This window comes from Vibrio sp. 1-1(7), from assembly GCF_013048485.1.
Classification (GTDB): domain Bacteria; phylum Pseudomonadota; class Gammaproteobacteria; order Enterobacterales; family Vibrionaceae; genus Vibrio; species Vibrio fujianensis.
Genome location: NZ_VHSP01000002.1, coordinates 170,660 through 191,252, shown reverse-complemented (window position 1 = coordinate 191,252; position 20,593 = coordinate 170,660). Strand labels below are relative to the sequence as shown.

Here is a 20,593-nt window from a genome sequence, read left to right as displayed (position 1 = left end):
AGAGATGGCCTAGTGTTTTCTTTGTCATGAGTTTCATAAATTAAGGCTAGGTCACTCCATGTTGGATTAGAGTTCGTTAAGATGTCTTTAATTAAATAACCAAATGGGTATTACGTTTCTTTATAGATGATTTTTCTAAGCGTGCTCTGGTTATTTTTACGCTAACAAGCCCGCTTTGTGCGGGCATTTTTTCCATTTTGAGAGAGTCGGCTAGGAGAAGGTATATTGAAACCCATAAAGAAACCATCCAAAAAACAGCAAATCTATCATCAGTTATCTTATGCTGCTTTTGCTGATCCCTTTTCATTTCTAGGTCCTTACCTGCCAACAGAGCAAGGTGCGTTAAGGGTTTGGATGCCTGGTGCTGATAAAGTCGAGCTGTTAGTTGACGGTCAGCCACGTATTGAATTATCGCCAGAAGAGCCTGGCGGCTTTATTTTAAAGTCTGAGCTTGATTTACAATGGACACACTATCGACTAGCGGTTGATTGGGCTGGGGTTGAGCAAATCATCGATGATCCTTACCAATACCACGCTTTATATGCGGAGTATGACGATCTCCATACCCCAAAACAGATGTATCACCAAATGGGATCACAATTTGTTACGTTAGAACGTGACGGACAATCGATCAGTGGGGTTCGTTTTTTAGTTTATGCGCCTCATGCATCGGCTTGTAGTTTGATTGGCGCGTTCAATCATTGGGATGGTCGTCGTCATCCAATGCAGCGGCTTGACTATGGTATCTGGGGGATTTTTGTGCCCGATTTACCAGAAGGCACACAATATAAGTTTGAACTCAAAGGGCCACATGGCGAGAGCTTGCCACATAAAGCAGACCCATGGGGTTTCTATGCTGAGCAACACCCTTCTTTTGCCTCGATCACTTATAACCATCACCGTTATGATTGGCAAGATTCAAATTGGCAACAACGGGCAGTGACAGAAAAACGTAAGCAAGCCTTATCATTCTATGAATTACACCCCGGATCTTGGAAACGAGCCGCCGATGGCCGTTTTTTAACATATCGTGAATTAGCGGATGAATTGGTACCTTATTTACAAAATATGGGATATACCCATGTTGAGTTAATGCCGGTTTCAGAACATCCTTTCTATGGTTCCTGGGGCTACCAGCCTGTCGGACTTTTTGCGCCGACCAGTCGCTATGGGTCTCCCGACGATTTTAAATATTTTGTAGATCAATGCCATCAAGCTGAAATTGGTGTGGTATTGGATTGGGTTCCAGCTCATTTCCCATCTGATTCACATGGTTTGGCAAACTTTGATGGTACGCCACTTTTCCATGATCCTGATCCGCGTCGTGGGTGGCATCAAGATTGGAGTTCATACATCTACGATCTAGGTCGTGAGCATGTCAGACGCTTTTTAGTTTCTAATGCTTTGTATTGGTTTGAAATGTTCCATATTGACGGTATTCGGGTTGATGCGGTTGCATCCATGCTTTATCTCGACTATTCCCGTAGCCATGATCAGTGGATTCCTAATGTTGATGGTGGACGTGAAAATTACGATGCCATTGCAACGTTGAAGTGGATGAACGAGGAAGTATATAAGCATTTCCCTAATGCGATGACGATTGCCGAAGAGTCAACCGCGTTTCCCGGTGTTTCCGCTCCGACTTTTAGCGGAGGGTTAGGGTTTGGATTTAAATGGAATATGGGCTGGATGCATGACAGTTTATCCTATATCAAAGAAGATCCGATTCATCGTAAATATCACCATAATACATTAACTTTTCCACTGATTTATGCCTTTAGTGAGAACTACATATTATCACTTTCGCACGATGAAGTTGTGTATGGTAAGCAATCATTGATTTATAAAATGCCTGGAGATGAGTGGCAACAAACTGCCAATATGCGTGCTTATTTAGGTTATATGTATGGTCAACCGGGTAAAAAACTCAATTTCATGGGCGCTGAATTTGCTCAAACATCCGAATGGAATCATGATGATCAATTGCAATGGTTCTTGCTTGAATTTGATCGCCATAAAGGGGTACAAAATTTAGTGCGAGATTTGAACCATATGTACCGCGTTGAAAGTGCACTGCATGAACTAGATTGTCAACCACAAGGGTTTGAGTGGCGTTTGCAGGATGAAGCGCAGGCAAGCATTATTGCTCATGATCGCTTGAATGCAAAAGGGGAGCGTATCCTTGTGATCACCAACTTTACTCCAGTCCCTCATGAAGCATTCCGGTTAGGTGTTCCACAGGCGGCGAAATATCAACTGCTACTCAATACCGACAGCGCTGTTTATGGCGGAAGCGATTTTGCCGTGTTGGAGTCTGTGACGACTGAAGCGGTAGTGAGTCAAGATCTCGATCAATCATTACTATTGCGTATTCCACCGTTAGCAACGGTCTTTTACAAGCGCTTGTGATGTGTCGTTATCATGCGACGAAAAAGGCCCATTCGGGCCTTTTCTTACGCTGAGTTACGTTTTAAATTAATTGCCAATTGGCCAATAAGAAAATGCCAAATGTACAGGTAAAGAGAGAAAGTACCGTCGTTAAGGCAATGATATTGGCTGCTAAGGTTGCATTCCCTCCCATCGCTCTTGCCATGACATAGCTGGCAGCGGCGGTTGGTGCACCACTCATGAGAAAAACAATACCCAAATCCAATCCTCTAAATCCATACAGTAGCGCAGCCCCGGTAATCAATATTGGTGACCAGACTAATTTATACACTGTGGCAAACCAAGCCGAATGAGTATCTTCTCTGAGCGATTGTATATTCAGAGAGCCGCCAGTACAAAGTAGTGCCAGTGGCAGAGTCATATTAGCAAAATAGTGTCCGGCATCTGCAATCATGGTTGGAATAGGCAGTGCGATCGAGTAGCAGATCATGCCTAATACAATAGAGATGATGAGTGGATTTTTAGTCAATGTTTTAAGTATGATGGTCGAGGCTTTGGTGCCATGAGCCTCTCCTTTTGCCGTCAAAGCAATCACCGCTTGGATATTATACAGTACCGTGGTGGATGCCACATAAATAGCTGCCAATGCCACCCCAGAATTACCGTAGATATTGGCGACATAAGCAAGGCCAATAATCGCCGTATTGGCTCGAAACCCACCTTGGATCACGACCCCTTGATCTTGTGGCTGGTGAACGTTTCGCTGACTCATCCAACAGATAAATAGAAAAAACAACATATTAGCGATTAAGCCGAAGATGATTAACGACATGCTGGACGAAAAGTCGTGTCGTTCACCGACAATACTTAAAAAAAGCATCGCGGGTAGAGTGACTTGGAACACGATACGAGAAGCAACATCAATAAAATTGTCATTAATGAGCTGAATTCGTTTAAGAAACACACCTAACATCAGCATTAAGCAGATTGGGCCTGTGATGGAGAGAGAAAACTGCAGCTGTTCAAGAATTCCGTGCATAGTCAGATCATCGTCATGAGTATTATTTTTATTCTTTCATAGAAGGCTCTCTGCGGGAATGGGTATTCAGAAAATCTTTCTTCGGTACGCTATTGGTATGGTCGATTGTTTAACCCACGGTAAAGTGTTTTTACTATGTTAACAACTTGGCATTGTTCAAGATGTTTTATTTCATAATGTTAAATGTTTATCCATAGTTTTGATAAGGTTAACATTTTTGCAATGATAATTATCCTCTTGTTTGAATCTATGAAATCATAGCGATTGCCAACTGGCCCGATGAGGAAGAATTATAATGAATCGAAATGATAGTGTCCCTTTGCCTAATAACACCCGAGAGTGGTTGTTGAATAGAAATAGCTTAATTGTCCTTGCAGACATAGTGTTGTTTTTCGTTCTATTTAATACATTGCCTTTTGACGCAAATGTAGTACTCGGCTTGAGTATTCTAGCGTTTATTGCGGTGTTGTGGTTAACAGAAGCCTTACATGTCACGGTGACGGCGATTTTAGTCCCGATCATGGCCGTTGTTTTTGGCATTTTTGATACGCAAGTTGCTTTAAATAACTTTGCCAACTCGGTTATTTTCCTATTTTTAGGCGGTTTTGCACTCGCTGCAGCCATGCACCGACAAGGATTAGATAAAGTCATTGCCGATAAGGTGCTTTTAATGGCTCGCGGCCGTTTTAGTGTGGCTGTTTTTATGTTATTTGGTGTGACGGCAGCGTTGTCGATGTGGATCAGCAATACCGCCACGGCTGCGATGATGCTGCCTCTAGTGCTTGGTATTTTGAGTAAAGTTGATCAAGACAAAGGCCATAATACCTATGTTTTTGTTCTACTTGGTATTGCCTATAGTGCCAGTATCGGTGGGATTGCGACTATGGTGGGTAGCCCTCCGAATGCAATTGCTGCGGCTCAAGTCGGCCTTTCTTTCTCTGAATGGATGAAGTTTGGTGTGCCGATCACGATCATCATGCTACCCATCGCCATGCTCTTGCTTTACTTGCTCTTGAAACCGAATCTCAGTGGCCAATTTGAGCTTAACCACGATGTGGTGGATTGGGATAAAGGTAAAGTGGTCACTTTAGCCATATTTGCCCTCACCGTCGCTTTGTGGATTTTCAGTAAACCGATTAATGCGATGCTTGGTGGCTTTAAAAGCTTTGATACCATCATTGCGCTTGGTGCGATCGTTTTAGTTAGCATCGCTCGAGTGGTTCATTGGAAAGATATTGAAAAAACAGCAGATTGGGGAGTCTTGCTGCTCTTTGGTGGTGGTATCTGCTTAAGTAATATTCTCCGCCAAACAGGCACCAGTCTTTTCCTTGCCCATGAGCTGAGTGCGCTGATTTCAGAGCTAAATATCCTCTTTATTATTATTGCAATTGCCGCTTTTGTGGTGTTTTTGACCGAATTTGCGAGTAATACCGCGAGTGCCGCTTTGCTTATTCCTGTATTTGCTGGCATTGCCGAAGTACTGGGTGTTTCGCCGATCATTCTTTCGGTATTGATTGCCGTTGCGGCTTCTTGTGCCTTTATGCTTCCTGTTGCGACACCACCGAATGCGATCGTATTTGCGACGGGCCATATTAAGCAAAATGAAATGATGCGGGTTGGAATGGTACTCAATATTGCCTGTATTGCGATTTTATCGGTAGTTGCAATGTTATTCTGGAACTAAGTTTCAAGAAGTGAATGTGATCCCCCATCAACACACGGCCTGATGCAAGTTAGCGCTTGGTGTTGATGGGGGATTCATATTATTGATTATTCATGATAAAGGCTTTAAAGCGTGCTTTTGTTGCGGTATCGGCTTTGTTATACCAAAAGTGCAGCATTTCTTCAGCAGTCGTCTCTGTCGGATGATCAAGGTTTGCTGTTGTTGTGGGAGGAAGCGTTGATACCATCGCAATCGCAGCTGGGCCACCTTCCAAATTATACTTAAAGATCTCTTGTGGGTAATCTCGTCCAATTTGCATTCCCGGTTTAATTAAACGATCTTGACGTAGCGGAATGGCCGTATGGTGTTCATCAAGTAATGACCAGGCCATGGATTTAATATTTTTTTCAGCATCAAGCGCATTTCGATATTGAGGCATCTCGAAAGTTAACGTTTGCTCTTGAGCTTGAAACGCGGCCACAATGACATCACTTTCAACCCGAACGCGATCACTTCCTTGAGTGAAATAGGGCTGGTAACGAAAAACAATTTGTTGCTCGCCATCTTCTAAGTTAATGGTTTTATTGGCAGAAAAAAAACCACCAGAAACTTGTGGCTTCTCTCCATTTACAACCAGTAGATCGATGGTATCTGGAATTTCTATCGTGACTTTTGCCATGGCTGAAGCACTAAGTAGCATCGCCATAATGCATGATAAAGATTTCATTTTATTCATCAGGGTTATCCTTTTAACCGCTTACGCATTATCAATCACGAGGTTGCCGATTGTCGGTGAGAAAATCAAGCGCTTATCACCGGAAGGTCTTGCTTGGTCATTAAAATTTCATTGTTTAAGATAGCCTTTGATTGGTGGGGTAGTCGAAGAGCGTTATTTCTCTATTTTGTTTAAGGATATTTTCCGTTTCTTGGCTCAAGGTTGAATTTGTCATGCAATGGCTTGAATTTTCCCTGTGCAATGGTCGTAGTCACTCGTAAACTCTAGCACGAAATTTTCAAAATTCGCGTGGTTGTCAAATACTCTTTCTTGATGCTTTTTTTAATTATAAAAGAGCAGTTATGACGCATTTTGAGTGCAATTGGATAACAAGGAAGAGAGATCACTATGAACCGTATAACTCTGTGTGCTGCGAGCATTACGTTAGCGCTTTCGGGAGCAGTAATGGCAGCGCCTGCAGCCCCGAGCATTGATATTTATGGCTCGAACAACCTACAATTTTCGAAAATAGAACTCGCGATGGAAACCACTGCCGGTTACAAGCAGATGGTGAAATATCATGATCAAGCTCCGATAAACCTTACCTTTAACCAATGGAGCGGTGAAACCGGCGATACTTATAAAATATACTTTGATGGCTTAGAGGTTGCTTCTGGTGCCATCACAGGAAGTCAAACGACGGCTCGCTTTACGTATGAGAAAGGTGGGCGTTACCAGTTGGAAATTGCAGCATGTGATGACAATTCATGCAGCACAAGTGCTCCCGTCGAACTGGTTATCGCGGATACTGATGGTTCGCATCTCACTCCCTTGTCGATGAATGTGGATCCTAATAATAAAAGCTACTCTTTAAAGCCCAATACCGTTGTGGGAACCTATTTTGTCGAATGGGGGATTTATGGGCGTAACTATACGGTAGATAATATTCCAGCGCAGAACTTAACCCATATTTTATACGGTTTTATTCCTATTTGTGGCCCGAATGAATCGGTGAAATCGGTGGGAGGTAATAGTTACAATGCCTTGATGACCGCTTGTCAGGGCGTTCCAGATTATGAAGTGGTGATTCATGATCCGTGGGCGGCTTATCAGAAAAGCTTTCCTCAAGCCGGTCATCAATACAGTTCGCCGATCAAAGGCAACTATGCGATGTTAATGGCACTTAAGCAGCGTTATCCTGATTTGAAGATTTTACCGTCAGTTGGCGGTTGGACCTTGTCTGATCCTTTCTATGATTTTACTACCAAAGCCAACCGCGACACTTTTGTCGCTTCGGTTAAGCGTTTCTTACAAACTTGGAAGTTTTTCGATGGTGTTGATATTGATTGGGAATTTCCAGGCGGCGGTGGGGCAGCTTCCGATCTTGGTGACCCCATTCATGATGGCCCAGCATATATCGCGCTGATGCAAGAGTTACGAGTGATGCTGGATGAATTAGAGGCAGAAACCGGACGAACCTATCAACTTACTTCTGCAATTGGTGTCGGCCACGACAAACTCGAAGATGTTGATTATGGACAAGCCACCCAGTATATGGATCATCTCTTTGCCATGAGTTACGACTTTTATGGAGGGTGGAATAACGTATTAGGCCATCAAACGGCTCTTTATTGTGGTAGCTTTATGCGGCCAGGTCAGTGCGATGGAACGGGAATTGATGAAAATGGTGAACCGTATAAAGGCCCAGCTTATACCACCGATAACGCCATTCAGTTACTGCTGGCACAAGGCGTTCCTGCCGATAAAATCGTTGTGGGAACCGCGATGTATGGCCGAGGTTGGGAAGGGGTTATGCCAACCTCATTAACGGATCCTTCCGATCCGATGACCGGTGTCGGAAATGGCAAGCTAACAGGGTCAACGGCTCAAGGGGTTTGGGAAGATGGCGTCATTGATTATAAAGGCATCAAATCGTATATGTTAGGCCCGAATAATACAGGTATTAACGGGTTTGAGTATGGCTATGACGTTCAAGCTGAAGCACCTTGGGTATGGAACCGTACTACAGGACAGTTGATTACCTTCGATGATGAACGCTCAGTAAAAGCGAAAGGAGCCTATGTTCGACAGCTTGGCTTAGGAGGGTTATTTTCGTGGGAAATTGACGCAGATAACGGCGATATTTTAAATGCGATGCATGAAGGGCTATCAGGAAGCGCTCTTCCTCCGGTTAATCGAGCCCCAACGGCAGATGCAGGTGCTGCACAAGTAGTCGTAGGCCCAGCTACCGTCATGCTTGATGGACAAGCATCAAAAGACAGTGATGGTACGATTGTTCAGTATCAATGGCAGCAAGTATCAGGCCAAGCGGTCCAGTTAGAGCATGCTGATGCAGTACAAGCGAATTTCACGATCGGGGAAGTGCGAGTCACGGAAGTATTCACCTTTAAACTGACCGTGACCGATGACAAGGGGGCGAGCGACTCAGCCACCGTACAAGTTACGGTAAAACCGGTTGAGGGCGAGGTTGAAAATACACCTCCTGTCGCCATCATTAGCGCGCCAAGTCAAGTTCATGCTGGCGATACTATTGTGATTGATGCTTCGGCATCAAGTGATGCTGATCAAGACCCATTGACTTATCGTTGGGAAATCCCAGCCGGTCTTAATGCACAAATTAAAGGCGATCACGTGCTCTTTACGGCAGGAGAATATACACAAGAGACGACGCTTAGCTTTACTGTAACCGTGAGCGATGGAGAAGCAAGTTCATCTGCGACAGCTTTAGTGGTTGTATTGGCGAGTAGCGCAGAGGAGCAATGTGAAAACCTTTGGGATGCTTCTGCGGTATACGTTGGTGGTGATCAAGTCGTTTGGTCTGGCAAAGTTTGGCAGGCCAGATGGTGGACTCAAGGGGATGATCCTGCTCAATCAGGCCCTTGGGGAGTGTGGAAAGAGGTTGGCTTGGCCGGCTGTACCACACAATAATGTCTTCGCTTTATTTTGCCCGACTAGTGAGACTTAAATGACTCAGCGTGGCAAATAAGCGGTTAAGCGGTAAGTCAGCTCCTCCCATGAGCATCGGTAAACGATAGGATTGGGAGGACAAACGTTGTGAATACCGTTAACTCGAATACCTTGGGATAGGACCTTTTTCTTCTTTTCCATATCAAATAATCAGCTTTTTTATTTGAATAGCTCACACTTTATCAACCCGATACCGCACTTTTATCGCCATCAACTATAGTCATAATAATAACCTGAGTTACTGCAAGCTCAAGCGAAAGATCTATCGATACCGAGCTGTATGTAGCGATGAACTGCCCTTGATCGTTTATGTGATTTATCTCGTCAGTACTCATTGGTTGTAAATCTTCATCTCTATTATTTTTAGTAAAAAATAAACCAATACGTTGGTCAGTTCGCATTAATTTCGAGGCTAAAAATTATAATACACATCTAATAAAAAGTGCTTCATAAATAGAAGAATACCCAAACCACTTGGCGTTGCAGGTCGGTGGCAAGTGAGTAACAAATTTGTCTGGAACCAATTTGACCAGCCGTAGGCTGGCCTTTGGTGAGAGTCAGGAATGGCTCTCACCATCCCCATCAGCATAGATAGGCGATGGGATTGGGGTGAAAGAACGTAGCCAACACCGCTGCAGATTCAAGTAGGAAGGGTATACACGGTATTAACGAACGAGGTTGCATATGTTCAAAAACCTATCATTAAAAAATAAACTGGCCATTTCTGCCAGTATGGCCATCATCATCGGGGGCATATTAGTTGAAGCGGTTTCATTTAATTCGGCATTGGGACGTTTGGATGTCGAAGTTGAACAACGTCTGCAAAGTGCCACTGCTTCTTATAATCTGTATGTGACGGATTGGTTATCTTCAAAAGAACGCGCATTAACTTCTTTATCGCAAGAGGTTAAGCCTGATGCCATCGTGACTCATTTAAAACAGGTAAAGCATTCGGCTGCATTTGATAATGTTTTTCTCGCTTATCCTGATGGCTCGCAATATAACGCGAATGGTGTGGTTTTACCGCCAGGAAATGACGATCCTCGGCAATGGGGATGGTATATCAATGCGAAAGCTAGCCCCAATGAAGTATTTATGGATAACCCAACCGTAGCGGCAGCGACAGGGGCGAATGTGGTTTCCTTAGGTAAGGCGATCAACTTACATGGTCAGTTGCTCGTGTTAGGAGCTGATGTTGAGATCACTGACATTCTCAATAGCATGAAACAGGTTATTTTACCGGGTTCAGGTTACATGTTTATTGTTAATAAGCAGGGCAATATTTTTACCCACGCTAATACTAAATTATTGAATAAAAGCGTTTCAGAATTAGGACTAAGTTTTAATCAGATCCAATCTGCTCAGCGCTCTGGTGAGGATACCAAGGTTGTGATTGATGGTGAGGAGTATGTGCTTTTTGCGCGAGCCATTGAAGGAACAGCATTAAGTACGGTGGTGGTGATTAACTATTCATCACTGATTGCGCCATTATTTGATGGGTTGTGGGGGCAACTATTGGTCACCTTCTTGGTCGTCGTGGTGTGTACGGTCTTGTTTAACTTGCTCTGTAATATCTTATTTCGTCCTCTCAATAACGTTTCTCAAGCTCTTGAGCAAATTGCCAATGGTAGCGGGGATTTAACCCAGCGCATTACCGTTGAAAATAATGATGAGGTGGGTAAGCTCGCCAATAGTTTCAATACTTTTGTTGCTAGTTTACAGCAACTTATCGGTCATATTCGCCAACAGTCACAACAGTTAACGGTGCAAGCAGAACACAGTGCACACCGAGCAAATCAATCAGCTTCCGAGCTTGGTTTGCAGCAGCAGGAGGTGACTATGGTGGCAACGGCTGTGACAGAAATGGCTTCTGCAACACAAGAGATTGCTTCGCATGCAGAGCAAACCGCCCATGCTGCACAAGATTCAACCACCAGTACCAATAATGGCCGTACATTGGTTTTAAATACCAAATCATCAATTCATAGCTTGGCACAAGAAGTTTCCCAAGCCAGTAATGTTATTTCTGCTCTCAATCAGCATGCGCAAGAAATTTCTACCGTATTATCGACCATCCAAGGCATTGCCGAACAAACCAATTTATTGGCGTTAAATGCGGCAATTGAAGCCGCGCGGGCTGGAGAGCAAGGGCGAGGTTTTGCTGTGGTGGCGGATGAAGTGCGAGTCTTGTCTCAACGGACACACACTTCAACAGAAGAGATAAAATCAACCATTGAAACGCTGCAAGAGACAACCCAACGAGCCGTTATGCTAATGGAGAGTAGTTCTGGGCTTGCGGCTAATTCGGTTGAAGATGCGGATAAAGCAACGCATGCTTTGGAAGAAATTAATACTGCAGTGGCATTGATTAGCGATATGGCGACACAGATTGCCACTGCTGCAGAAGAACAGACTCATGTTACGAGTGAGATTACGCAAAATGTGACCGCAATTAAAGATGTGACCGAACAACTGGCTGAAGGCGCGGAAGATAGTTTGAATCAGTCAAATACCTTGAAACAGCAAGCCGCTGAATTAAGTGAAAAAGTATCAGCCTTCAAACTATAATCTTTATGGTTCAAGCGATGCGCTGTTTGGCATCGCTTGATGTTTATCATCAACTATCGACCAGTAGGGTGAGCAAGAAAAATGGCTACAATGGCTGCCAAGGCAAGGGCAAAACAGTAGTAAGAATGGGTAATAATGGCTAAGGGGGATAGTTTGAAAATAGAACCCAGTAATAGCACTTGTGCACCATAAGGAAGAATGCCTTGCATCACACATGAAAAAATATCTAATAAGCTAGCGGCACGGCGTGGAGTGACGGCATTTTCTTGTGCTAACTCTCGAGCGATTCCCCCTGAAACGATAATCGCAACCGTATTGTTTGCCGTGCAGGTGTTGACTAAGGCGACCAACCCCGCTATCCCAAGCTCACTGATTCGACTATTGGCCATAATAGAGTGTTTTTGACCAAAAAGATGAATCACTCGGCTGATATATTGGGTTAAAAAAGCAAGCCCGCCTTGGCAGCGCATTAACTCACTAAGCCCACCGATCAGCATCGACAGTAAAAAGATCTCCTGCATATTGCCAAACCCAGCATAAATGTCTTGCCCGAGGTGAGTTAACTGGTAATGATTATTGTCAACTAAGCTCACACCTCCGGCGAGTAATATTCCGACCGTTAAAACCACAAACACGTTTATTCCAGAGATTGCGAGCACTAAGATCATGATATAAGGCATGACTTTTAGCCACTCAATATCATTGGTTTGCGGTATTTGTGTTGCCGCGCTGCTAAACGTGAATACAATCAATGAGAATAGCGCCGCAGGGAGAGCAATGCGGATGTTTTCACGAAATTTATCTTTCATCTCACAGCCCTGTGAGCGTGTTGCCGCAATGGTGGTGTCGGAAATAATCGATAAATTATCACCAAACATCGCTCCGCTTAAGACCACTCCGGCAGTCAAGGGGAGGCTCATACCCGATGATTCAGCGATACCTAAGGCAACAGGGGCGACCGCCGCAATGGTGCCCATTGACGTTCCCATGGCCGTGGCAATAAACGCGGAGATGATAAAAATACCGGGTAGAATCATTTCAGTGGGGATGGCAGATAAGCCAAGATTAACCGTTGCATCCACACCTCCAGACGCTTTTGCGACCGCCGCAAAAGCCCCCGCTAACAAGTAAATTAAGCACATAGCAATAATATCGGGGTGGCCAACACCGCGGATAAATTGTTCTATTGCTCGATTTAATGAGTCCTTACTCAGCAATAAGCCAATGATGATAGCCGGTAAAATCGCAATCGGTGCGGGCAATTGATAAAAGGCAAACTCAACACCTTGAAACGTTAAATAGGTGCCTACTCCAATAAAAAGCAGTAAAAAGACCAACAGCGGAATCAGTGCTGTGGCTGAAGGGGTAATGATTTTATGGGTAGAGGAATTTGAAGACATGCAAACAACAACTTAATTTTGGGATAACAAAGGTGTGCAGACTAATCGCTCCCTGGTCGCTTGTCAATTTATAGCCATCTAAACATCTGGATTTTTATATGGCCTTTCCACTTTTAGCGATCAAACTCCACGTATTCTTTTTTATGCTGATAATTGATTTATTTTTGCTCATTTCTCACTCTATAAGAAAGTAATGCTTTCAATGTCGATAGATTCTCGTTATATAAGAATAAAAGTTTGAGTGAAAAGCGAATAAAGGCTAAAAATAACCCTATGAATGAGAGCAAACCTTCGGCCAGTCAAGTTAATGAAAAATCGCTTCAATTGTTAATGCAAGTGGCGGTTAACGAGGTACCGATATCCGCCAAAGAGTTAAGTGAACAGCTACAAGTTCCACTGAGTAGCCTCTACCGACATTTAAAACTGCTCAAAGAGTGGAATTTAATTGAAGAGAGTCCTCACGATAAGACGCTGATTATTGGGCCTGCGGCGTTGTTGCTGATGCGAAGTTATGAAACAAGTCAGCATAACTTGGATGCGGTGGACGCGGTATTAAGTCGTTTACAAAAACAGACTGGGGAGATGGCCGCGTATATGGTGCCAGTAGGATACCGTGCACTGTGTGTCAGCCAAAAAGAAAGTATGCAGGCACTTCGATGTAGCTTCGTCCAGGGTCAAAGCCAACCACTACTTCGTGGTGCCTCATCTAAGGTATTACTGGCTTATATGCCAGCACAACGTTGTGAAAAAATTCTGCGCTATTTTGGAGAAGAATACCAAATGGAAAAGTGGCAGACAGAATTAGAAAAAATTCGCCGTCATGGGTATGCCGTGAGCACTTCTGAGATCGATCCTGGTGTCTCAGGAATTAGTGCTCCGGTCATGAAAGGAAGTAAATTGATAGGGGCGATTTCGGTGATGGCACCCGCTCATCGGGTTGAAACTCATCGGCAACGAATCATTTTACATGTATTACAGGCCGCTCGTGCGTTGCCACCAGAAAGGTAATTCATCATGCTTAGTTTATTCAAACGTTCTCGTCTTAGTCGGCCTTCAACCGCCGCGATTCCTGCCTTTACGTTTTGCACCGTGTGTGAACAAGTAAAGCCGATGTCACCAGTCGAGTTTGAATTTGCTCAGCAAAGTTTAGAGTTTGCTTCCGATTGGCTTTATCAAAGACAAGTAAATGCCACCTATGCCGATGCTGGGCATCTGGTTTTACGAGACCCAGCAGATAGCCGCTTTCGAGATTTATTAAGTCACCATTTAGCCATGAATTCGCTACCCGTGGTTTTAGGTAATTGCCATGAATTATTATTGAATGCATTACCATTATTAGCGTTAGATAACGAAGAACTGGGTATTATTCATATTGGTCATCAGTTTGAACTGAAGCAAACATTAGATCGTCAGCTAGGGTCGGTATACCATTTTGCCTTGTCTCGGTATCAGCAAACGCATCTGTTTTACTTTGGTATCGATCCCGAGCGTGTGGATAGCCAAACTTGGGAGTACGCAGAGGATTTAGGCTGTAATTGGCTAACGGAAGCAGAATGTAGTTTTCGGCATCGTACCCAAGTCAAGAACCAGCTCGACCATTATATTGAACATTGTGATCAATTGGTGGTGTCAGTTGATCTCGCTTCTTTAGTGCCCAGTCATGGTTTAGATGAACATAAAATTTTAGATAGCCAAATGGTGCTCCGTGTCCTGCGTCAAGCGATTATGTCTGGCAAAGTTAAAATGATCCAACTGATTGGTGCTAAAGATAAGCTTATTTATTCCAAACAAACGAAAACCATGATTGATGAACTGGCTCATTTATCTCGAGAGTCTTTTTATTGATTGCATCGCTAACAGGGCTGTTGCTTTCAGTTGGAAGGAGATAACAGAAATTGACAGATAGCTGATAGTTCTCTTATTTTTTCTGGTTAAACTGCACAAAAACAGTGATAGGGAACCAGAGAATGATGCTGACAACGCGACCATGTCGTCGTACCGAATTATGGCTATTGACTGGGTTTATGCTCGTGCTTGTTTTACTTACTGGCGTGACCTCGATGGTGAACTGGTCGAGTTTCGGCCCCGAGTGGTTGACACGATTTTGGTTTGCATTAACCCAGACAGCAGGCAAAGAAGGGTTTGTGTTAACGCTGGTGGTTCTCATGATATGGGTCTATTGGCGAGTACCTAGTCATCGTCAGCAATGGTTGAATCGAGGCATTCAGTTAGTCTTGTTATTGTTGTTCACCATGCTAGTTAAGGTCGGCCTCAAGCAGGCCACGCATAGCCCTCGGCCATATACCGAAGTTATGGTGCAAAAACTAATTCTCCCTTCGCCAGAACATTTTTATCGGTTAGATCGCCAACAACAAGAAGCGGCGATTGGATTAATGGCAGATAGCACTTCTCCTTATCGTCTACGGGTTTGGCTGCAGGAGCGCGATTTTTCTTTTCCGTCTGGACACACCACCTTTGCAGTGACTTGTTTACTTTTTTTTGGTGGTTTATTGGTTGAGCAAAAACGCTGGATCAGCGTTGCGTTACTGTTTAGCTGGAGTAGTGCGATTGCTCTTTCTCGCTTATGGCTTGTAATGCATCGACCAGAAGACTTATGGGCGGCAACGCTACTTGTTGGTCTGGTGTATTTATTGATACCAAGGCGTTACCCATGGTTAGAAGAAATGATCGCGTCCTTAAGTTGGAGAAGGAAAAAGAAAATGGGCTGAAAGCCCATTTTCTTTTTGGTAGTGGCAGAATTATTGGACTAAGGCGGCGATCACTCCGATAAGGCCACCAAACATCGCCAGCATTCCACCAAAAGAGGAGTGTTGGATAACATCAACCAGTGAATCAAAGCTTGGGGTGAAATCCACTTGCGCAATGACCGGCTCAAGATCAAGCGGTTGGTCACGGTTCATTTCTTGCTTTAAGAAACGGTTGATGTTGGCATCGGTAAAAAACTCCTCCATCATTAAGCGTTTAATCGCCGTTTTAAATTCCTCAAAACGGGCGGGGATCACTCCTGAGCCGTATAAACCAGGTACTTTTTCAAACAGCATATGAATGGCTAACCAGTTAGTGATCGCACCAGAAAAGGCGAATAAACCTGCATTAAACACAATGGGTTGGTTAAAGTAATTGCCGATAGCTAGCAGTAATAACGCGATAAGATTAGTAAGGATACTTTTGTTCATGATGACTTCAATTGGATATCAAACAATAAGGAAAAAAGAAGAAAGTTATAGTAAGAGAAAACGCCAGAGCAGGGAAGAGCTAGCACAATCTGTTGACGATAGGCGATTGACCTCTTGCCGCGATTAACACGCTTTTATTTCAAACAAAATTTAATCGCGAAAGGCCAACAAACCCAAGGTCTGTTGGCCTTTCGAGCTGATTTTTGCAACAGTTTGTGGCTTCTTTATACAAGGCAGAGGCTTTGAAATGTCGTGACTCTACTTGAGAAGCCAAGCATCAGTGAAGGTTCTCTTCCTCTGTGCCACCAATAAATCCGCCAGTCTGATGGGCCCATAATTGAGCGTAGATCCCCTTCTGGTTGATCAGGTCTTGGTGAGTCCCTTGTTCAACGATTTGTCCCTTATCTAACACAATCAGTCGATCCATCGCTGCAATGGTCGAGAGGCGGTGTGCAATGGCAATTACTGTTTTGCCTTGCATCAGTTCATTCAGGCTTTCTTGGATAGCCGCTTCGACTTCTGAATCTAATGCAGAGGTTGCCTCATCTAATATTAATAACGGAGCATCTTTAAGTAACACGCGAGAGATGGCGATTCGCTGACGTTGTCCTCCGGAGAGTTTAACACCTCGTTCTCCCACTTGTGCGTCATAACCGGTATTACCCAAGGTATCGGTTAAGGTTTCAATAAAGTCGTGTGCATGTGCTTGCATCGCCGCCCGCCGCATCGCTTCGTCATTTGCTGAGGGATTGCTGTAGAGAATATTATCCCGAATCGAACGATGCAGTAATGAGGTGTCTTGTGTCACCATACCGATAGCGCCGCGCAACGAGTCTTGAGTCACCTCTGCAATATTTTGTCCATCAATTTTTATTGTTCCGCCTTCGACATCATGAAAACGCAGCAATAAATTAACTAAGGTCGACTTACCGGCACCAGAACGACCAACCAAACCTACTTTTTCACCGGGTTTAATCGTTAAATTAAGGTGATTAATAACCGTTTTACTTTCACCATAATGAAAACTGACATCAGAAAACTCAATAGAGCCCTCGGTCACCTTGAGTTCGGCTGCATTGGGTTTATCTTCAATAGCAATCGGTTTTGCAAGCATTTGCATCCCATCAACCACGGTTCCCATATTTTCGAATAATGCTCCCACTTCCCACATGATCCATTTCGACATGCCATTAATTCGCAGTGCTAAGCTAATTGCTATCGCAATCGCACCGACGCTGATCGCACTGAGTGACCATAAATAGATCGACATAGCGGCAATGATAAACACCAAAAAATAGTTGGCAATTTCGACCCAAATATTAAACCCAGTCACAAGGCGCATTTGGCGATAGACGGTATCTAAGAAGCCATTCATTCCCTCTTCGGCATAATCTGTTTCGCGACGACTATGGGAAAAAAGTTTGACGGTCATAATATTGGTATAGCTATCGACAATTCGCCCTGTCATCATCGAGCGAGCATCTGCTTGCTCACTTGACACTTGTTTCAATTTTGGAATGTAATGAAGTTGAATGGTGATGTAAGCACATAGCCAAAACAGCATCGGAAGCATTAAACGCCAATCTGCCTGAGCTAACATAACCAACATCGCGGAAAAGTAGACAATCACGTAGACGAAAACGTCGAGTGTTTTCATCACGGTTTCACGTACCGATAGGGCTGTCTGCATCACTTTGGTTGCTATACGACCAGAGAACTCATCCTGATAAAAAGAGAGGCTTTGTTTTAGCAGATAGCGATGGGCTAACCAACGAATCGACATGGGGTAGTTGCCAAGCAGCGTTTGATGAATCAACAATGAATAAATCGCGACGAGTAGCGGCATCCCTACTAAAAGCAGTAACGTAAGGCCAATTAAGGTGTTGCGGTTCTCGGTAAAAAAAAGATCGGGTTGGCTATTGGAAAGCCAGTCGACCAATTGCCCCATAAAACCAAATAACGAAACTTCAATAATGGCGATTAACGTGCTGAGTAATGCCATGATGATTAGTGGTTTTTCATAGCCTTTCGTGTAGTGAAGACAAAAAGCCCACAAGGTATTCGGGGGACGTTGTGGGGTCGCTTTCGGAAACGCTTTGGTAAAACTTTCAAATCGTTTATACATGAAAAATCCTTATTGAACTCGGTCAAAGAGCCATTAAGAGGAATAATAGAAATGGAGGAGGCATGGTTATAGCAGAATGGCCGCTCGAGATCAAAATTGTAACATTGTTGTGACGATATGTTCGTAAAACGGCGGATCAGCCAATACAGCATCAGCCAATATAATAGCCAGCACATCCTCAGAGCGCTGAACCGTTCAGTACTCTGAGATGAATGAGGCTTATTCTTTGGTTGCCTTCTTTTTCGGTTGATAGTGTAAGATTGCCATCGAAACAGGCAGCTGTAACACTTCACCTTGGGCAGTGTCTTGATGGACGGTACGCATATTGGTATCACAGATCACGCACCATTGCTGTTGTTTATCACCCGGTAACGTGAAACGCGCCGTGGCGTTAGTTTGATTGATTAAATAGAGCAACTCTTGGCCATCTTCACCAATACCAATATGCAATGCCACAGAGTTGACTTGATTCCAATCGTCTTGCTCCATTAAGCTGCCATCATTACGACGCCAAAAGACTCGGTTAGAATTACGGGTCTCACCACTAAAGGCACGAATAAAAGGCACCATATAACGTTGGCGAGCCGTGATCATCTCAGATAACCATTGCTTAAAGTATTGCTTGCGCTCGGTCATTGACCAGTTTAGCCAACTGATTTCATTGTCTTGGCAGTAGGCATTATTATTTCCTTGCTGAGTATGTGAAACCACATCAGCAGTAAGAATATGAGGAATACCAAAAGCAAACAGTAAGCTTGCCATGAAATTTCGTTTTTGCCGCTCACGAATGGTGCGGATCACCATATTATCGGTATCGCCTTCCACACCGTAGTTATCCGATCGGTTATCACCGTGACCGTCTCGGTTTTGTTCACCATTGGCTTCATTATGTTTGTGTTTATAAGAGACGAGATCTTGCAGGGTAAAGCCATCATGGTAGGTAATGTAATTAACGGTTAATTTATAGGGCCAAAGTGAGGCACTATAGAGATCGCGTGAGCCCATAAGACGGGTGGCAAACTCTTTGAGGTAACCTTGATCGCCACGCCAAAAACTACGAGTAATATCACGTAATTTATCGTTAGTTTCATTCCAACCAAAAGGAAAATTACCCACCTGATACCCATTAGGGCCAATATCCCAAGGCTCTGCGATCAATTTGACTTCTCGTAATAAAGGATCTTGTGCGACGGCTTTAAAGAAGGCCGATTCTTGGCTAAAATTTTCTCCATGACGACCAAGTGTCGCCGCTAGGTCAAACCGAAAACCATCAACTTGATACTCACTAACCCAGTAGCGCAGAGTATCCATAATCAAATTTAAGGTCGGTTGATAGGCCAGATCGAGGGTATTTCCACAGCCGGTAAAATTAGCGTACTGTTGACCATGTTTAAGGTAGTAATGTGGATCGAGCGCTTTAAGGTTAAATACGGGCCCGCCTTCTCCTCCTTCTGCTGTATGGTTGTAAACTACATCAAGAATTACCTCAATGCCTTGCTTATGCAGTTCGCGAATGGCTGTTTTTAACTCAGTGACTGCATCATGCTTCGCATAACGAGGATCGGGTGCCATAAATACATAAGGGTTATAGCCCCAGTAGTTGACTTTGCCCATTTCTAACAAATGGGGTTCATGCATACAAGCGGCAATGGGGAGCAGTTGTAATGTATTAATATTTTGTTCTCGGTAAAAGGTCAGCATGGGTTCGCTAATCAGCCCAAGGTAAGTGCCTTGTTGGTTCTTATTTACCTCCGGATGCAGTTTCGTTAAGCCTTTTACGTGCGTTTCAAATAACACCATTTCATCGCGTGGGCGTCTTGGCTTTGTGACCCCTTGCCAATCAAACTGTGGGTCGATGACCACACATTTAGGAAGATCAAAACTTTCTGCTGATGTGAATGGAACTTGGTAACTCAGTTGATGATCCAATGCTCTAGCATAAGGATCAGCGAGGTACAGCAGCTCATCATTAACATGAGTGAGGTAACCATAGCGTTGTCCGGCTTTAATGCCTTTAACATGGGTATATCGAATACCAGCATATTCTTGCTCCAGTGGCAGGGTTTGATAACTGCCATCAGCGTGAAAAAGAGCCAGCAGCAAGTGAGCGTCCGCTGGAGCGTAGATTGCAAAATTACATCCGTCATCATCAAGTGTCGCGCCGAGTGGATACGGCTTAGAGAGCATCAATGTCATGGGTAAGTTACCGTTATGATTCTATTTTCAGTCGCTGCCTTTGTAAGTAAAAGGCTTTGTCAGCTTAAGGTCAAGCGTCTTGTCACAAATATTCCACTGTAATTTTATTTCATCTAATACGTTAATTTTGAGTAAAAGAGTGATCAAAGAGACACTTTGTAGTGAAAGAAATAGAAAGTGAGTAAGACTACTCCCCCTTATTTCGTGATCAGTACTTCAAAAACACCATACGGTTAATTTTCTCATCCTTTCTCATCCCCCCTAAATATCATAGGGGTGGAGGAAGCCACGCCCCTGCGCCTTTAGTAATCTCT

12 protein-coding genes and 1 pseudogene are annotated in these 20,593 nt (G+C 43.8%); 7 read left to right on the top strand and 6 right to left on the bottom strand.

The features are described 5' to 3' along the window. Positions 1 to 225: 225 nt before the first annotated feature. On the top strand, positions 226 to 2,409 hold the full coding sequence (glgB, locus tag FKN05_RS08975; RefSeq protein WP_170887347.1) for a 1,4-alpha-glucan branching protein GlgB: 2,184 nt from the start codon (positions 226 to 228) through the stop codon (positions 2,407 to 2,409). 61 nt (positions 2,410 to 2,470) lie between these two features. Here the strand turns inward: glgB and FKN05_RS08970 are convergent, their stop codons facing one another. After that, entirely contained in the window at positions 2,471 to 3,427 is a 957-nt protein-coding gene (locus FKN05_RS08970; RefSeq protein WP_170887346.1) for an AEC family transporter, read from the bottom strand. Between the two features lie 295 nt (positions 3,428 to 3,722). On the opposite strand from FKN05_RS08970, the gene FKN05_RS08965 reads away from it, so the two are divergent. After that, positions 3,723 to 5,111 carry an SLC13 family permease gene (locus tag FKN05_RS08965; protein ID WP_161427265.1) on the top strand — a complete coding sequence of 463 codons (1,389 nt, stop codon included), beginning with the start codon at positions 3,723 to 3,725 and terminating at the stop codon, positions 5,109 to 5,111. Positions 5,112 to 5,190: 79 nt separating this feature from the next. Here the strand turns inward: FKN05_RS08965 and FKN05_RS08960 are convergent, their stop codons facing one another. Further along, positions 5,191 to 5,826 (bottom strand): DUF2057 family protein, encoded by a 636-nt coding sequence (locus FKN05_RS08960; protein WP_170887345.1) that lies wholly within the window; start codon positions 5,824 to 5,826, stop codon positions 5,191 to 5,193. A 387-nt stretch (positions 5,827 to 6,213) separates the two neighbouring features. On the opposite strand from FKN05_RS08960, the gene FKN05_RS08955 reads away from it, so the two are divergent. Continuing rightward, a complete protein-coding gene (locus FKN05_RS08955) occupies positions 6,214 to 8,754 on the top strand; it encodes a glycosyl hydrolase family 18 protein (RefSeq protein WP_170887344.1) in 2,541 nt (846 codons plus the stop codon). Positions 8,755 to 9,477: 723 nt separating this feature from the next. Next, the gene (locus tag FKN05_RS08950) at positions 9,478 to 11,361 is read left to right on the top strand and encodes a methyl-accepting chemotaxis protein (protein ID WP_170887343.1); all 1,884 of its coding nucleotides are present in this window, start codon (positions 9,478 to 9,480) and stop codon (positions 11,359 to 11,361) included. Positions 11,362 to 11,414: 53 nt separating this feature from the next. Here FKN05_RS08950 and FKN05_RS08945 read toward each other — a convergent pair whose 3' ends face one another. Continuing rightward, positions 11,415 to 12,761, bottom strand: a complete 1,347-nt coding sequence (locus tag FKN05_RS08945; protein ID WP_161427268.1) for a Na+/H+ antiporter NhaC family protein — start codon at positions 12,759 to 12,761, stop codon at positions 11,415 to 11,417. A 273-nt stretch (positions 12,762 to 13,034) separates the two neighbouring features. Between FKN05_RS08945 and FKN05_RS08940 the strand changes: the two genes are divergently transcribed. The 3 genes from FKN05_RS08940 (at position 13,035) to FKN05_RS08930 (ending at position 15,490) form a co-directional block, all read left to right on the top strand. Further along, complete coding sequence (locus tag FKN05_RS08940; RefSeq protein WP_170887342.1) at positions 13,035 to 13,769, top strand: IclR family transcriptional regulator; 735 nt, start codon at positions 13,035 to 13,037, stop codon at positions 13,767 to 13,769. Between the two features lie 6 nt (positions 13,770 to 13,775). Continuing rightward, complete coding sequence (locus tag FKN05_RS08935) at positions 13,776 to 14,606, top strand: arginase family protein (protein WP_099610948.1); 831 nt, start codon at positions 13,776 to 13,778, stop codon at positions 14,604 to 14,606. A gap of 122 nt (positions 14,607 to 14,728) precedes the next feature. Then, positions 14,729 to 15,490 (top strand): phosphatase PAP2 family protein, encoded by a 762-nt coding sequence (locus tag FKN05_RS08930; protein ID WP_099610947.1) that lies wholly within the window; start codon positions 14,729 to 14,731, stop codon positions 15,488 to 15,490. A gap of 63 nt (positions 15,491 to 15,553) precedes the next feature. Here the strand turns inward: FKN05_RS08930 and FKN05_RS08925 are convergent. The 3 genes and pseudogenes from FKN05_RS08925 to glgX all read right to left on the bottom strand — a co-directional run. Then, positions 15,554 to 15,958: pseudogene (locus FKN05_RS08925) on the bottom strand (DUF445 domain-containing protein); the annotation flags it as partial. Between the two features lie 277 nt (positions 15,959 to 16,235). Further along, a complete protein-coding gene (locus FKN05_RS08920; RefSeq protein ID WP_170887341.1) occupies positions 16,236 to 18,083 on the bottom strand; it encodes an ABC transporter ATP-binding protein in 1,848 nt (615 codons plus the stop codon). A 219-nt stretch (positions 18,084 to 18,302) separates the two neighbouring features. Next, the gene (glgX, locus tag FKN05_RS08915) at positions 18,303 to 20,279 is read right to left on the bottom strand and encodes a glycogen debranching protein GlgX (RefSeq protein WP_170887340.1); all 1,977 of its coding nucleotides are present in this window, start codon (positions 20,277 to 20,279) and stop codon (positions 18,303 to 18,305) included. Positions 20,280 to 20,593: the final 314 nt, after the last annotated feature.

Excerpts from the sequence above, each read along its gene's own strand:
- FKN05_RS08970 (WP_170887346.1), bottom strand. The coding sequence starts at position 3,427 with ATGCACGGAATTCTTGAACAGCTGCAGTTTTCTCTCTCCATCACAGGC.
- FKN05_RS08965 (WP_161427265.1), top strand. The coding sequence starts at position 3,723 with ATGAATCGAAATGATAGTGTCCCTTTGCCTAATAACACCCGAGAGTGG.
- FKN05_RS08960 (WP_170887345.1), bottom strand. The coding sequence starts at position 5,826 with ATGAATAAAATGAAATCTTTATCATGCATTATGGCGATGCTACTTAGT.
- FKN05_RS08955 (WP_170887344.1), top strand. The coding sequence starts at position 6,214 with ATGAACCGTATAACTCTGTGTGCTGCGAGCATTACGTTAGCGCTTTCG.
- FKN05_RS08950 (WP_170887343.1), top strand. The coding sequence starts at position 9,478 with ATGTTCAAAAACCTATCATTAAAAAATAAACTGGCCATTTCTGCCAGT.
- FKN05_RS08945 (WP_161427268.1), bottom strand. The coding sequence starts at position 12,761 with ATGTCTTCAAATTCCTCTACCCATAAAATCATTACCCCTTCAGCCACA.
- FKN05_RS08940 (WP_170887342.1), top strand. The coding sequence starts at position 13,035 with ATGAATGAGAGCAAACCTTCGGCCAGTCAAGTTAATGAAAAATCGCTT.
- FKN05_RS08935 (WP_099610948.1), top strand. The coding sequence starts at position 13,776 with ATGCTTAGTTTATTCAAACGTTCTCGTCTTAGTCGGCCTTCAACCGCC.
- FKN05_RS08930 (WP_099610947.1), top strand. The coding sequence starts at position 14,729 with ATGATGCTGACAACGCGACCATGTCGTCGTACCGAATTATGGCTATTG.
- FKN05_RS08920 (WP_170887341.1), bottom strand. The coding sequence starts at position 18,083 with ATGTATAAACGATTTGAAAGTTTTACCAAAGCGTTTCCGAAAGCGACC.
- glgX (WP_170887340.1), bottom strand. The coding sequence starts at position 20,279 with ATGACATTGATGCTCTCTAAGCCGTATCCACTCGGCGCGACACTTGAT.